The sequence below is a fragment of the Yersinia sp. 1252 StPb PI genome (assembly GCF_048593885.1).
Lineage (GTDB): Bacteria > Pseudomonadota > Gammaproteobacteria > Enterobacterales > Enterobacteriaceae > Yersinia > Yersinia enterocolitica_E.
The window spans coordinates 1-14,222 of sequence record NZ_JAZGQE010000131.1 but is presented as its reverse complement, the minus strand read 5'-3'; the positions used below and the strand labels follow the sequence as shown (position 1 = coordinate 14,222).

The following is a 14,222-nucleotide window of genomic DNA, read 5'->3' as shown; positions in this document are numbered from 1 at the left end:
GTATTTATATCCAGTAAAAATACTGGGGTAACATTATGCCAAGAAATCCTAAAGATGAATTTACAGGGATGAGGGAACTGACTTCTTTTGATACGGCTCACAGTGCCTTTGGTGAGTTCATCTTAATGCGTTCTTCCTTCACTGATACTCTCACTGGTTTCAGACAAATTGAACCAGAGCATTACCCAGACCAACAAGTAATGATTCGTTTAGAAGCCGCTAAAAAACTGATTAGAGAACTACAGAAGCGAGTGGACTACATCGAGTCTGGTATTGAAGATGTTAACACCAAAACCCGCTATCACAGTTGAGAGGGATTTATGAAAATTGAACTGGTTTACGATAAGCGAAACGTGAAAGAGATACCAGGTGCCAATGAACTGATCCTGGCTGAACTAACCAAGCGAGTGCACCGCGTCTTCCCTAAAGCTGAGGTCAAGGTTAAGCCAATGCAAGCGAACGGCATCAATACCGACGCCAGCAAAGGTGATAAGGCTATTCTCAATCGGATGGTTGAGGAAATGTTTGATGAGGCTGATCAGTGGCTGGTTATCGATATTTAATTGAGGGGGATTTATGCTGCGTGTCGAAGTCACGATAGATAAGCTGAACGCCAAGAGTTTTCCGGTTGGCTACACCAACGCACTTACTGAAGAATTAACGAATCGCCTTACCCGTAAATTTAGCGATATTGACGTAAAGGTGAGGTTTGCGGGGGCTGATGGGTTAACGGTTCTTGGCGGGGGTAATGAGGACAAAAAAACGATTGAAGAGATTTTGCAGGATACGTGGGAAAGTGCTGATGATTGGCTCCAGCCTTAAGCCACCAGCCAATAATGCGAATGAATAGACCGGGCAATTAAGCCCGGTTTGTATTTTATGCTTCTATTAAAACAGCATCAGGTGACACTGGCCACTCAATATCGGGCGCTTTCGATGTGTCTATACGCATAAGAAGAACGCGATATTTTTTCCATGCTTTTAGTTGTGCGATTTCTTCAGTTTTAGCCATTTCCAGATCAACGGCATCTTGCAGTATGCTGATTTTCTCTGATGCTATTTGCATGAGTGATGATTTTTTTGCGAATGCCATCGCAACAACTTCATCATGAGTCGGCTCCGGTTCTGGCGGCGCAGTAAAAGTGCCATCAGCATAATACCAACCTATACCGATTTCATCCGTGGCTACGATGGCCTCACCCTCATTCGGTTGCCACTCTGTTACACCGTCCCAAACTACAATATTAATTACTACGCCATTAAGCACTACCGCATACTTATTCATTAAAAATACTCCCACACAACACAGTAACCATCAGCACCATTTGAGCCTGCATAAGTAGTACCTGCCGCCCGATAATTACCCACACCGCCACCGCCTTTCGTTGGTAGCGTTATCGTGTAGCCGGTACCGACATAATGACCACCACTGCCCAGCTTACTCGAACCGCCGATCCCGCCCGTACCGTTTAATTTCAACTGAATCCCTAAACCACCCTGATCACCAGCGCTCGTTATTAAACCCGTACCTACAACGCCGCCACCGCCGCCATTCGAGCATGCCGTGTCTACAGTTCCGACAGCCACCGCCCACCCAGCCGATAATCCACCACGGCCACCCTTGGCTGTAGCAAGTGAGCCAAATGTAGTATCTCCGCCTGCCGAACCCGCAGCGGGCGAACTGTTTGCAGCAACAACCCCCATTGCACCGCCCGTGCCAATTGTTATTGTTGTTGCTACTGGGTTGTTGACGATAAGAAGACTATACCCGCCAGAACCACCGCCACCACCCGCGCTCGCGCCTGTTGCGTCAGCAAGATAACAACCGCCACCACCACCACCCGCTGCAACAATTTCGGCAATGGCTAACTTGCAACCTGCTGTTGGAGTGTATAGTGCAGAGGAATTGAAAATCTTCGGTGTGCCCATCAGTCTCCCCGCAAATCCCCCGGAATCCACTGTTTGAACTTCACGTACTGTAAACGTTCTGGATCCAGCATACCCACCTGAACGGACATCAAATATTTTAAAGTTTGTGCTTGATACAGTGCTGGGCTTTATCGTTAATCCAATCTGTGTGCCAGTGGCATAATCAACTGTTATGCTGATATATAAACCAGTGGGGTAACTCACCCCGCTTGGGACATTTATCCAATCTGAAGAAGAGGCCAAATAATTTGCACCAGATGTGAATGCAAAATTCTGAAAATCAAAATTAGGGATAACAGTCATGCTCGGCAAGCCAATGCCCAGGGTGGTTAGGCTGAGATTAGCAAGTGCGGCGGTCACTGCTGCTGCGCCCGCATCTTTAATTTCAGAAAGATTGTTACCGGAAAGTAGAAATAGCTTTTTCAGTGCCGTAATAAGCTGTGCGCGATTGCTTTTATCGAGGGCAATACCCGCCCCCTCAATAACACCCGCGATCTCTTCCTGTACGGCATCAAAATAATCATCATCTAATGCGGTTGCCTGTACGCCTGTTTGTGGGTTGCCACGGGTAAAGCCATTCTTGCCCGTGCCAAATTTATCAATTTGAGCCGAGGGGGTATCAATGCGATGCATAAAGGGTTACTCCGGGTATAAGAAAGTCACATAAGTGTGTGATGGACAAAGTTTATTAATGACGCATTCAGCAGTGGTGTCGCCCCACGTTCTCAGGCTATCGCTACACAGTGAAATGCAGGTCATATCAGTGATCTGCGTGGCAGTCGGCATGTTGACCTGCCACCAGTAGCGCCAATCTTCTGAGTAAGACGAATCAATGCAGGTCGAAGTGCAGCGAAAAACATCGCTTTCAAACTGTGTTATCGTGGCATCTGAGTAGCCCAATGCCGCTAGTTGTGCCAGATAGAACGCCTTGTTAATCCCACCGATAATATTGATTTTTGCGTCAAGTCGTTGCTGACGTTGGGCTAAGGTCTGCACGCCTGCTGGAGCACAGGAATCGGGTAAGCCGGTTAACTGTTCATAACGGTCGATCAACTCAGTGGTAGTGCGTGGGTCAATCTCCACCATCAGACTATACCCGCGCTGATGTACACGGGAGTAGGACGGAGCAAGCCCTAACAATAGAGGATCATCCCCCTCCCACGCGGGGCCGCGCGGCAGGAGGTTTTTTAATAGCTGGCCGTAGGCGTCCGTTAAGTCCACGTTAGCTCTCCCACTACAGGCAATTCTGTTGCAGCCAAATCGATATCATCGGTCGGACTCACCAGGACATGCTTATATTCCCCTGTGGCGATACTGATCGCTTCATTGATTCGCGAGTGATCCAGTGTTCCGCCCGGGACCCCATCACGCAGAAACATAGCGCGTAGCTCTGCTATAACCGCATAGCGAACTTCCGGCGTATCTGGTGTGAGTCGAATATGGAACGGCACCACTTTTGCAACCGGCGGAAAGGTGTAGAGACTGGCCCCCGCCACCGGAGCTAGCGGTAAGATGTGATCACGCACAGCAGTGACTACCACATTGTCCGGTATCGGATTTTCCAAGTTGCTGTTGGCCACCATGACGCCAACAGTGCCGGTACCCATCCAGTGGCGGTAAGTCCATGCGCGGGTCACGCCGGGTACTTCTTTGGCCCAGATAATATAATCACCGTCAGCGCCGCCCTGCGGGGTGTAATACCACCGCTCAATGATCCGCGCCCGCCACTCTTCTATCGGCTCAATATCAGTGCCACCCTCTATACTATCCGCCACCGCTGACGATGGCAGGCCGTTAATCGGCTGAGTCAGCACCATGCCGATACCATCATCTGTATTCCCCAAAGTGCCAGCGACTGAACAAATCACCGGCACCCGCAAAACACCCGCAACAGATGTCGCCACTGCCGTGGTGGTGTACTCCTGCAAATCATCACGCTGAATAATTCTGCCGGCGGGAACTTCAATACCGTTTGTTACCCCTTCCCAACGCACAAAACCCGTAGCAGTTGATGGTTCTTTGCGTGGGCAGCGTTTCATATTCCCATGGCGCGCTAACCAATCATCATCGCACTGATCCGGTAACAAGTTGCGGGCCAGATAGTCGATATAGCCGTAAACGGTATGCACCGCCGCCGCATGCACCCGGCTATAAACTTCGGTGTCGGTACGGCGAAGAACGGCATCAGTTTGGAATCGAGAATTAAGGTCACTGCGGATTTGGGTAATGAGCTGGGGAAGTGTCGGGCGGTTAAATCCGCTGTCAGCCATTGAGTGCACTCCATAAATCATCGAAGGTAATTAACTGAGAACTGCCATCGTTGCGATACAGCGTTATTTCAGCAGTCAGTATTTCGGTACCGCGCCGCTGCACGTTGATGGTTATTCGTGAAACTACGCCGTCGTCTTTTAGCCAGGCTAATGCCTGTTCCAAATAGCCCCGCGCAAGTTCGACCGTCTTATTAGTCAGCGTGGTGCGCTGGAGTAGATAAAGGCGGGAGCCGATGCGGTCATTTTGTATCGTGGGATAGCTGTCACCCCACCACCCCATAGGCTGCTCTGAATCATCATCAGGATCAGCGCGGCGCCAGGTGAACAGAGAGATAATCACGGCGCGCGTCAGGGGGTCTGTTGGCGTGGAAGCTGATTGTTGTTGTCCGTTCACCATCAGGATCATGGGTTACTCCATCTTCTGGTTAGGCGCGTCGGTGTTCGGCTCACCGTGTGGGTGGGTATGTAAATTAAACTGTTCACGCATGGCCGCCATAGTGCCGGTTTTATCCTTAACATCGACTTCAGACTCAATGTTACCGAGAGCTTTTATCTCACCTGTCGCCTCGATAAGCGGGGTATTGAATACCGCCTTTTCCTCTGCGTTAACAATAAACTGTTTGGTGTTCACCTCTATTTTGTTGCCGCGCTTGAGAATAATGCTGTCGCCCTCATCGCTGTAAATTGCAACCTCGCCAGACTTCAGCCCTTTAATCCGGTAGCGGCGATCAGCCACCACCAATACCACCCCGTGCGAGCGGTCACCATCGGGGAAGGCGGCGAACGCTTCCGCGCCAGTATGTGCGGCGCTGGTAAAACCATAAGGTTCCAGATGTTCGATATTGTCTTTTAGCTCATCCGCGATCATCTGGATTTGTAGCATCTGGTTTTTACTGCTGGAGTCCAGGCGGCGCACTACCGCCCGAACCAATATATTGGACAGGCCACGCTGCAAACCAGTAAACATGCGATTCATCAATAATCATCCTCTTCATCTTTTTTGCGCTTTTTCTGTGGCTTATTTGGCTCAGGCAAATAAGCATCGGGTGGGCCAATACGGATTTGTGTCACTGTACCGCCCTCATTTTTACTGTAAGTCACTTCTGCTATCAGCATTTCACGATTGTTAAAGCCCAGAATTGGGTCAAACACCGTGACCAGTTGATTCGGTGACCACAAGTCGCCATTTCCCTGCCGCCAGCCCTGCACCGTATAGGTCACCTCATTAGTGCGTGCTGCACGGCGTAGCATTTCAAACTGACTTCGGTCGCGAACCGTAGCGCCAGTGGCATTACCACTCTGTTTAATAACCATGGGACGATACCGAGATACCCCACCATCAATTGTTTTTGCCCGGATCGCATTTGTGGTAGCGGCCCCGTAATCGTCGTCATTACCTGACCGCTGTCCGGCAACCACGTATTCAGAAAAGCGGTCTTTAATGCTCTGTTCTGTGTCGCAGGAGATAATATTTTCACCCAGTACCAGGGCAGTGACGGTACGTGAAGCGCCCACAGGACCAATAACCAGTGCGCCCGCTGGATTGTCATAGGCCAGCACTTGCTGGATACCCATCATCTTATCGAGCACATCCACCACAGTTTCACCGTAATCTACCTGCAGCCCTTGCATTGGCGTGTTTTCCACACCGGCATTGACCACTGACACACCAAATGGCGCGGCAAGTTGGGTCGCTATCTGGATAAAAGAGCGCCCGGTAAATTGTGTTATCAGTGCGGCGCAGTCGATCAAGTCTTCTGTTTTACTGCGACCAACAATGCCTACCGATACTGAGCGGGCGTCATAGCGTACTGGTGTGGCATCGATATAGCCGGTGACCACCAAGTCAGTGCCAATCAACACTGTGACCTGATCGCCCTTTTTCACTCGCGGCTGGAGGTGTCCAGCCTCTTCACTACCAGGCCATTGACGGGTGATCTCTACATTAAAGTCGCGGGCCAAACGTTCGATACCGGCAGAGATAGAGACAGAGGTCCACCCCACCCACTCACGGCCATTCACACGTAGCGTGACATCATTATTCATCGAATAGGTACCTGTAGTGTTTTCACTGGCACAAAGCCGGGATGGGTGATTTTGTTGCGACCGATAATGTCAGCTTCACGCGCGGCTGAGTCATACCAGTCAGCCGCAAGTACCAGTGCGGGCAGCACTTCATCTGGCGTTCGAAAGGTGGTTTTTTCTATCTGCTCGAGCCGCATGCTGATATCGCGATTCACATCGGCTCGAACGGTATTGATAGCCAGGAACAAATCATCATCCGTCACCCGTAGCAGCTCCTGATCAATGGCTGTATTCAGTGTGTCGCGGATCTCAGTTAATGACTCATAAGTCACTGGCGGGATAACGGCTACAGCGTCGCTGATAGACGTTACCGCCGGATGAGTGACTAGCGGCAGTTGTGCCTGTGAGGTCACTGTTGCTGTCAATGGCGGGCGGGCCTGTGGCAAATCAGCCACACTCTGCGCTGCCTCAGTCAGTGCGGTAGTGCGAATGGCCTGGGCAACCACGTTTCGCTGGGCGGTTTGGGACTGAATGGTCTTGCTGTCCGTTTTCCATACCCCATGTGGAGCCAGATCACGACCGACAGTAAACCCGCTGAGCCCCTTAATTTTGTTGATAATGTCGTCACTGTTGCCCAGCAAACTATTACCAGACCGCCACATACGTTGCAGACGGTTAACGAAATTCATGCCGGAACTGGGTGGCATCAGCAGCACCGATAAGTCACCATCGAGCAAACGGCCCGCGGCAGCAATCGCCGAGTTCACGCCGTCAAAGGTTTTAATGGCGGTATTCATCATATCGCTGGCATCACTGATAACGCCGTTCTGGATAAAATCAGCCAGGTCATCCAGCCCGAAATCCTTCCCAAACGCATCAGTGACACAATCAGTCATGGCATCACATGAGGAAACCAGCTTCTGACCAGTGGCAACGCCGGAGGTCGGAAAAGAGAGTTCACCGGCTTCAACAAAGTTGAAACTGATGGTACACATGCGACCATCTGCGGCGCTGTGGCTTACCCTTATCTCACCGTCTATACAGACATTTAACTCGCCGTACTGGGGGTGAATCAATTTCCCCGGCCCCGCCTGATTAATGGCAGTGATCAGTTGATCGCGCTGCGCCTGGTAATCATCACCAATCAAATAGGCTGAAATGGTATCCCGCCGCGTAACCCGCCCCAGATCCTCAGAATAGGGTTTATCGCGATTGGGATATTCGTGGGTTTGTGTCCGGCGCCCGAAAGTGGCCTCATCATCCTGCGTTTTAAATGGCACACCGCGAAACGAGGCCGGTAATAGCTTGTCTTTCCAGCTCATACATTCTCCGGGCATAAAAAAACCCGCCGAAGCGGGTATGATAACTAACTGATAATATATTGTTATTCTTACTTAGAGTTCTTTTTTGCTAACTCACACTCATCTGAACTTAAAGATATAGATTCCAGCTTACAGAGACCCACTATCTGCCGTAGAGCAAGTTTTGCGTAATCGTACCCCTCATTTTTTAGAGTTTCCGCCGCGCTTACACCTGTTGTGTAACTGTCCATAGTGACCAACCCTTGAGTGGTTGAAATAACCTGATGCCTTATTGCAATATTGTTTTTAATATCAGGATGTTCAATAAAAAAATCATCTATAGTTTTTGATAATGACGGATAACTTACAATCAACAAAAGAACCAAACCAAATTTACGCATCACTTACTCCATGTATATTTTTCAGGCTGGTAAAGCATACCAACTATTTAATGGGTTTCATCCTCCCTTGGCAAATCGATTGTACCCAACATCGTAACCAAGCCCAAAACCTGACCGGCTAGTCCTTGAATCGGTGACTGACATGCCAGGAGGGGCATTATCAAACTTAACCGTAATCTCTCCATTGATTGCCTGAGGTCGAACTGAAGCCAATGGTGCTTTAGAATTTTGGCTACCGTCCATATTCAGTAGCTCTTTCATGCGCGGGATAAACCCTGTATAGCCTCTGTCCTGCTCCCCTTTATTTAGCTTATCAACCAAAATATCTCCTTTGGATTTTTTGGTTGTTTGAGCCTCTTTACTTAGATCGTCCAGTTGCTTAAATAAGCTAATTATCACACCAATAGTGACCATTTGCCCACCATAAGAGATGAGCGTTTTTAGTGCACCATTAAGCCCTCTGACGCCTGCACCACCAGCATTAATACCTTTCAAAAACGAGAAAGCAAAATCGCCTGCCATATACAGAGCAAACCCCTTCATTACCCCTTCCCATCCCCCTACCATATCGACGATGGGCTTAATCTGGCTCCACACATCTTTAAATACCGGCCCCACAGTATCCCAGTTAGCCACAATTAACGCACCCGCACCGATCAGCAAGGTAAGTAATTTCCCCAGCGGTGACATTTTGGTGACGAAATTCATAATGCCGATCGCTTTCGTTACCGCTGTAACGCCAGTGGCAACAGTAATTAGATAAACGCCTAATTTAAAGACTGTTTTTATGAGTTCAGGATTAGCTTTAACCCATGCTCTGAATTGCTCCATTAATGGTTGTAATTCTTTCGTACCTTCAGTGATATAGGGGAGAAACATATCCCCCAGCGTAATACTGACAGCTTCTAGCTGTCCTTTAAGCAACTTAATTGCGTTAGCCGTGGTGGCCGCTCGGGATTCATACTCTAACTGCATTGAGCCAGAATAGATTTGAGCATCTGAAACTCTGTTGAAGTTCTTTTTTAATAAATCAAGATTAGCCAATAAAGGCGCGATGGCAGCAAGTGATTCTTTGCCAAATAACTGTGTCAGCATTGCCGACTGATCGGCTTTTGGTAGCTTATTTAATGACTCCAATACTTTAAGCATCGCTGCCTTAGAGTCTTTCTGCATATCAGCCGCGAGTTGTTTGGGGTTAATTCTTAATGCTCGTAACGCTTTTTTCTGTGAAGCTGTCGCGGCCTTCCCTGAGGTTAATGACAGCATAAAGTTTTTAATGCCCGTGGAAGCTATCTCTGACTCCACCCCCATACCGGCAATAGTTGCACCCATTGCGGCTATTTCCCCTGAGGCCAAGCCAGCAATACCCCCTAATGGGCCAATTCTCGTAACAATTTCAGATATTTTTGCGGCATTCGCGGGGCCGTTATTACCCAGGTAGTTGACCTTATCCGCCAGCGTAACGACTTCACTTTGAGTCAATTTAAACGCTGTGCGCCACTGAGCCATCATCTGACCAGACTCTTCTGCCGTCTGATCGAAAGCAATACCCATTTTAATAGCATCGGTTGCAAATGCTTTTAGATCGGTGCGGGCAATACCTGCTTGACCACCTGCAGCAACGATGGCAGCTATTCCATCCGCTGCCATTGGCAATTCAGTAGAAAGCTTCAATATATCCTCGCCCATTTCCTTAAACTGGGCGGGAGTATCAAAGTCCACAACTTTGCGCACATCAGCCATGGAGGATTCAAATTCCATTGCCTGGTTGATCGGAATAATGAAAGCACCACCAATGGCCGCCCCCATCATTGCCACACTTTGCATGACGTCTTTAAATTCCCCCTTAAACTTACGCAGATCCTTCTGCATAGTCGTCAACGCCGGAGATAACTTATTGACGCCAGTAATAATCGCCTTTAACTGAAAACTATCTGACATTACTCAGCTCCGTATTAATGCGTTCAGCCTGCGCCTCCATCTCAAATATTTTGGATAGAGGGCAAGCCATGACGGTAAGGGGGTTCATTCGCCAAAAATAGGCAATGTTATAAATGCGGCTAGTTAGCTCACCGACACTTCTGATGCCGTAAAAAAACCGACTATCTGCATTGAGATGGTGATCAGGTCTTTCGGCAGTAGTTGCTTAGCTGATGAAGGGGGGATATCAGCCAGTACCGGTAAATATGCCAGCGTACAACCCATGTCGATTTTAGCGCTGCCGTTATCCGAGTAAGAGAACGGCATGCCAAACTTGGCAATTTCATCATATTCAGGTGCGCGAATATTTAACTCTTTGACCTTCTCACCACCCACGGTAATTTCTCTGGTTAATGTCACAATCATTGGTAAAAGCCCTCTTGCCCGTGGAATTCCATATCTACCGTGCCTTCCTCGGCATTATGGTTCGCTTCGCCATGCAACCAGGCGCTGGAAAGTACGTACACCTGACCGTTCGCCAGCTCGCTGGTAATGGTCATGGTATCTGCGGAAGTGATCTTGCTGATGGGGTAGTCTTTCGGAACTTTGAATGTCCCTTTTGTATAAGGTGCGCGGTGAGTTTCTTTGTAATCCACTGAGCCATCAAGACCGATTACATCATCTTTCACCGCTGTGTTCATTGGCACCTCAATGCCGCCGGTCAGAGATAATTGCTGACCATCAATTTTGAAAAAGCACGTGCCGCCAATTCGAGCCATTTAGGCCACCTCTTCGCTATATTGCAGACGGAACTGATTAAGCACTGCGAATACTCGCAGTTGGTTGACATAATCAGGTGGGAACAGCACATCAAGCCGGTTAGGGTTATCCGCGTTGCGCTCGACAATCAGGTATTGCTTGAATAGCTCAAAGTTCTCAACAATGCCCGCGCGTTCCAGTTGGCGGTAAACGGATAACATTTCGCCCTTAATGACATTCGGCGTAACAATCGCCTGACCTGCACCGAAACGAGTACCATCGTTCGCCAGCTTATGCCGTGGATATTTTCTGGTGATAACCGACTTCAACCGGCGCAACACATAAGCGCTGGTATGCAGCGTCTCACTATCAAGGAAACTGTTATCGGCATTGCCGTAGGTATTTTTCTGATACGTGGTGATATCACGTTGAATACGCAACACCCCACCCTCGCTGTAAGCCGTGGCGATGCCATGAGTTAACAGCGATTGTTGCTCTGACAGAATGAAACGCGTACCCACCGGAGCCGGTAATGCGCCATTCAGCAAGCCGGTTTGCGTTGGTCGTGCCGGATCATTACGAATGAACACCGAATTACGCGCTGTTCGCGCCGCAATTAGCTCATCCGTTGCCATCTGCACGCCAGTTTCATAGCCAGCAATGGTCAGATGTGGGTCGTTGAACGTGGCACCAAAAGCCACCAGATCCGACAAATCACCCACTTTGGCGGTATAGACGTGGCCGTATAACTGCCGCGACCAGCTCCAGCGGCCGGTATCGTCGTTCATCTCTTTGCCGATGGTGGCCAGTGATGCTGAGTCATTGAACGGGAAAGCGATAAAATCAAACAATTCATCGCCTAAGGTGGCAATGGTTGCAGACAGTACCGGAGCACCGGCACCGCCAGCCATTGGAACAATAGCCACATTCACGCCGGATGGGTTCTGCTCACCGCCCACAGTACCGCGATAGTTCAGGCTGATTGGCAGACCGTTACCAGTGAGTCCACTATTTTTGGCGGTAAGAGTAACGACGCCCGCCGCCGCAACTGCGGTAACCGGCAAATCAAGCAGAGCATTAACCGCCGCAGCGATGCTGGTACCGATAATCGCCGGAGTATCCAGCGCAGTAACCACAACTTGCACTCGGATAGAGCCGATATAAATCGACAATGTGCCAGAGGCTTGCGCGGTACCGGTGACAGTGAGTGTGCCGGTTGCTGGGGTGCTCGCTACTTCAGGGACGGCAACCACCCACAGCTCACCAAAGGGATCGACAGCACGGTATGCGGCCACCATTCGGGCTAGCTGGCTACCCCGTCCGGCCACCTGCCCCGCCCGATCTGCCGACGGCATAATGACGAGCGTATTCTTTTCAATCGAACTGGTTGCCAGCGCGTGGGCGATAATGAGCGAAGGCCCACTGTCTTGTGCCGTATTCGCCGCGGTGTTGTCCATTTCGGCAAAGAACAACGGCACCCGTAAATCATTAGGGATGTTGTTAAAATTCATTGTTTTTTGGCCTTCTGCTCAGGTTGAACGATGGGTGCCGGTGGTGCGATTTCTTCAGGTTCTGCGGCCTTGACGGTCACTTCTCCTGACGCTAACCGACGGTGCCAGTAAATATTTTCATCGACGTTTCGACCCTCTGCGGGCAAAAAGTCACCTCTAACCGGGTCAGGAACTGACCGGCCATCTTTGGGGATCACATGCATAAGGGGTTACTCGTCGTTAAGGGGGATGTTTAGCTTGTGTTCAATGGTGCCGTCAGGGGTCATAAAATCGACATCAACCATGATCCGCTCCAGCTCTGCAAGCTGCTGAAGGTCGTCCCATTGGCGGGTATCTTCTTCGGATATATCAATTTTTGCAGAGAAATCATACTGGTAATAAAGGTGCGCGCGGTTAGTATCCAGTAAGTTACCGCCATCATATTGGATAGCGTCATAGCAAGGTTCAGGCTGCCAGCCCAGCAGCGCTTTAAATAACTCAGCGCGCAAATCATGCACAGCATCAAATGCCGCTTTCTGGCCCCGCTGATCTGCACTGTTATTCACCACCACCACCACGGCAAACCCATCGGTAATTGTCTGCCAATAGTCAGTTTTTGACCGTTGTTCGCCAGCAGTGTCATTAGTCGGGATAATCCATGCACTGGGTAGTGCCATCTTGCCATTTTCGAGAAGCAACTCATATTCAGCCGCCCCAGACACTCGCCCCTCAAATGTCGGGCAACGTAGCCGTAGAGCAGCAATAACGAGTGATAATTTCATTTAACCACCACTGATTTTTTTAGTGCGCTGAACAGGACTTTCTCGGCCCATGAGCGCCGATTTTCTAGCGCCTCTATCATGAAATTTTTACGGGGAGCAATTTTCCAGCCGCTGCCACCTGAAGCACCTTTACGGTGGTTCCTGCCTCGCTTGGCCTTGCTTTTCACACCGTAGAACAAGAACGCAGGATAGAAGTCATCCCCAGAAGGTAATCTGGTTGCTCGCCTACCCCCTTTTTGGTTGGGAGCGATACGCACCATAAAGCCCGGACGCCCGCCTGATGGTGAGGGGACTTTATAGCCGATGGATTTTGACAGTCCGCCGGTGCGGGTGCCGGGTGCTTCGCCAGCCTTTGATATGGCATGGCGCGCCACTAGCCGCCGCGCCTCGTCTTGCACACCCCGACCAACCTTGGCGAATGCGTTGCGAACTCTCTTCTGGTTGAACTCCAGCTCTTTCGGTTTATCAAAATCGACATGCAGGTATAAACCGCTGGTTGAGTTTTCAATGCCCATTAATGGCCCTCCCCGATAGCTTCCACGGTTCCCAGCTCTTCAGCAGTGATAACCAAAAAGCGACTGGCTTCATTCAGGTTCGTGGTTCCCTTGACCCGATAAACCATTTTATTGATAACCACCTCATCATCCGTGGTTACACCCGTTCGGTAGCGGATAACAATGCGGTGAGTAATGGCAACATCAATCTGCATCGAACCGATACGGACAGAATCACCAATGGCTGACAGCTTCGCCCAGGTATCGAATGTATTGTGGTAGACGGTATCAACACCCATATGCCCGTTGCCTGGCACATCTTCGCGGGTACGGAACTGGGCGCGCTTATTCAGTTCACCGGGGGCCGGTGGCCGATAAGTGGCGTTGATTTCAGTAAAGCGGCGTTGAGTCATGGGCTAAACCTGTAGGAACCGACCAGAAAATAAAAACTCATCGGCACTTCTGACTGTTCGTAATCACTTACTGATGAGCGGTTTTCATACCAGTGACTAATGAGTGCCAACATAGCCAGTTTGATATCACTACTGACAATAAGCCCGTCAGGATCTGTTTCCGGCACCTCAGCCTCATAAATATTCCGGTTTAAGTAGCTGGTAACTCTCTTTTCTGCTGCGTCAGCATAAAGTTTAAGTAACTCATCTTCATGGGTAAATTCCGGATCAATTCGACACTGAGCTTTTATCTGATCAATTTCCAATATCATGATTAGCTCCCAGAGGTCTTATTTTTTGCTTTTCTTGTCCGCTGGCTGCTCTGGCTGCTCTGGCTGCTCTGGCTGCTCTGGCTGCTCTGGCTGCTCTGGCTGCTCTGGCTGCTCTGGCTGCTCTGGC

Annotated in this window: 21 protein-coding genes; 3 read left to right on the top strand and 18 right to left on the bottom strand. The window is 49.7% G+C overall.

From position 1 onward, the window contains the following. The first annotated feature begins 35 nt into the window (after positions 1 to 35). From V2A85_RS16950 to V2A85_RS16940, 3 genes are read left to right on the top strand one after another with little or no spacing between them, the layout of a single operon-like run. Positions 36 to 311, top strand: a complete 276-nt coding sequence (locus V2A85_RS16950) for a hypothetical protein (RefSeq protein WP_420071908.1) — start codon at positions 36 to 38, stop codon at positions 309 to 311. Positions 312 to 320: 9 nt separating this feature from the next. Continuing rightward, a complete protein-coding gene (locus V2A85_RS16945; RefSeq protein WP_420071907.1) occupies positions 321 to 563 on the top strand; it encodes a DinI family protein in 243 nt (80 codons plus the stop codon). A 13-nt stretch (positions 564 to 576) separates the two neighbouring features. After that, complete coding sequence (locus V2A85_RS16940; RefSeq protein ID WP_420071906.1) at positions 577 to 822, top strand: DinI-like family protein; 246 nt, start codon at positions 577 to 579, stop codon at positions 820 to 822. 55 nt (positions 823 to 877) lie between these two features. Here V2A85_RS16940 and V2A85_RS16935 read toward each other — a convergent pair whose 3' ends face one another. From V2A85_RS16935 to V2A85_RS16850, 18 genes are all read right to left on the bottom strand, one after another. Next, a complete protein-coding gene (locus V2A85_RS16935; RefSeq protein ID WP_420071905.1) occupies positions 878 to 1,285 on the bottom strand; it encodes a tail fiber assembly protein in 408 nt (135 codons plus the stop codon). Then, entirely contained in the window at positions 1,285 to 2,562 is a 1,278-nt protein-coding gene (locus tag V2A85_RS16930) for a hypothetical protein (protein ID WP_420071904.1), read from the bottom strand. Before V2A85_RS16930 ends, V2A85_RS16935 begins: the two co-directional genes overlap by 1 nt. Positions 2,563 to 2,568: 6 nt before the next feature. Further along, a complete protein-coding gene (locus V2A85_RS16925; protein WP_420071903.1) occupies positions 2,569 to 3,150 on the bottom strand; it encodes a YmfQ family protein in 582 nt (193 codons plus the stop codon). After that, positions 3,141 to 4,199 carry a baseplate J/gp47 family protein gene (locus V2A85_RS16920; RefSeq protein ID WP_420071902.1) on the bottom strand — a complete coding sequence of 353 codons (1,059 nt, stop codon included), beginning with the start codon at positions 4,197 to 4,199 and terminating at the stop codon, positions 3,141 to 3,143. Before V2A85_RS16920 ends, V2A85_RS16925 begins: the two co-directional genes overlap by 10 nt. Beyond that, positions 4,192 to 4,605 (bottom strand): phage GP46 family protein, encoded by a 414-nt coding sequence (locus V2A85_RS16915; protein WP_420071901.1) that lies wholly within the window; start codon positions 4,603 to 4,605, stop codon positions 4,192 to 4,194. The genes V2A85_RS16920 and V2A85_RS16915 overlap by 8 nt, the downstream gene beginning before the upstream one ends. Before the next feature lie 3 nt (positions 4,606 to 4,608). Continuing rightward, positions 4,609 to 5,175 (bottom strand): phage baseplate assembly protein V, encoded by a 567-nt coding sequence (locus V2A85_RS16910; RefSeq protein WP_420071900.1) that lies wholly within the window; start codon positions 5,173 to 5,175, stop codon positions 4,609 to 4,611. Next, entirely contained in the window at positions 5,175 to 6,245 is a 1,071-nt protein-coding gene (locus tag V2A85_RS16905) for a phage baseplate assembly protein (protein WP_420071899.1), read from the bottom strand. The genes V2A85_RS16910 and V2A85_RS16905 overlap by 1 nt, the downstream gene beginning before the upstream one ends. Further along, entirely contained in the window at positions 6,242 to 7,546 is a 1,305-nt protein-coding gene (locus tag V2A85_RS16900) for a DNA circularization protein (protein ID WP_420071898.1), read from the bottom strand. The genes V2A85_RS16905 and V2A85_RS16900 overlap by 4 nt, the downstream gene beginning before the upstream one ends. Before the next feature lie 68 nt (positions 7,547 to 7,614). Continuing rightward, complete coding sequence (locus V2A85_RS16895; RefSeq protein ID WP_420071897.1) at positions 7,615 to 7,926, bottom strand: hypothetical protein; 312 nt, start codon at positions 7,924 to 7,926, stop codon at positions 7,615 to 7,617. Positions 7,927 to 7,983: 57 nt separating this feature from the next. Further along, complete coding sequence (locus tag V2A85_RS16890) at positions 7,984 to 9,867, bottom strand: phage tail tape measure protein (protein WP_420071896.1); 1,884 nt, start codon at positions 9,865 to 9,867, stop codon at positions 7,984 to 7,986. Positions 9,868 to 9,990: 123 nt separating this feature from the next. Continuing rightward, complete coding sequence (locus V2A85_RS16885) at positions 9,991 to 10,272, bottom strand: phage tail assembly protein (RefSeq protein ID WP_420071895.1); 282 nt, start codon at positions 10,270 to 10,272, stop codon at positions 9,991 to 9,993. After that, the gene (locus V2A85_RS16880; RefSeq protein WP_050127560.1) at positions 10,269 to 10,625 is read right to left on the bottom strand and encodes a phage tail tube protein; all 357 of its coding nucleotides are present in this window, start codon (positions 10,623 to 10,625) and stop codon (positions 10,269 to 10,271) included. The genes V2A85_RS16885 and V2A85_RS16880 overlap by 4 nt, the downstream gene beginning before the upstream one ends. Beyond that, a complete protein-coding gene (locus V2A85_RS16875; RefSeq protein WP_420071894.1) occupies positions 10,626 to 12,116 on the bottom strand; it encodes a phage tail sheath subtilisin-like domain-containing protein in 1,491 nt (496 codons plus the stop codon). After that, positions 12,113 to 12,319 (bottom strand): DUF2635 domain-containing protein, encoded by a 207-nt coding sequence (locus tag V2A85_RS16870; protein ID WP_098904451.1) that lies wholly within the window; start codon positions 12,317 to 12,319, stop codon positions 12,113 to 12,115. Before V2A85_RS16870 ends, V2A85_RS16875 begins: the two co-directional genes overlap by 4 nt. Positions 12,320 to 12,325: 6 nt before the next feature. Next, the gene (locus V2A85_RS16865) at positions 12,326 to 12,877 is read right to left on the bottom strand and encodes a phage tail terminator protein (protein ID WP_420071893.1); all 552 of its coding nucleotides are present in this window, start codon (positions 12,875 to 12,877) and stop codon (positions 12,326 to 12,328) included. Continuing rightward, positions 12,874 to 13,392: a hypothetical protein gene (locus V2A85_RS16860; protein ID WP_420071892.1), complete on the bottom strand. Its 519-nt coding sequence runs from the start codon at positions 13,390 to 13,392 to the stop codon at positions 12,874 to 12,876. The genes V2A85_RS16865 and V2A85_RS16860 overlap by 4 nt, the downstream gene beginning before the upstream one ends. After that, positions 13,392 to 13,784, bottom strand: coding sequence for a phage head closure protein (locus tag V2A85_RS16855; protein ID WP_145518701.1), 393 nt, complete (start codon positions 13,782 to 13,784; stop codon positions 13,392 to 13,394). The genes V2A85_RS16860 and V2A85_RS16855 overlap by 1 nt, the downstream gene beginning before the upstream one ends. Beyond that, positions 13,781 to 14,095: a head-tail connector protein gene (locus V2A85_RS16850; protein ID WP_019083763.1), complete on the bottom strand. Its 315-nt coding sequence runs from the start codon at positions 14,093 to 14,095 to the stop codon at positions 13,781 to 13,783. Before V2A85_RS16850 ends, V2A85_RS16855 begins: the two co-directional genes overlap by 4 nt. Between the last annotated feature and the right edge of the window lie 127 nt (positions 14,096 to 14,222).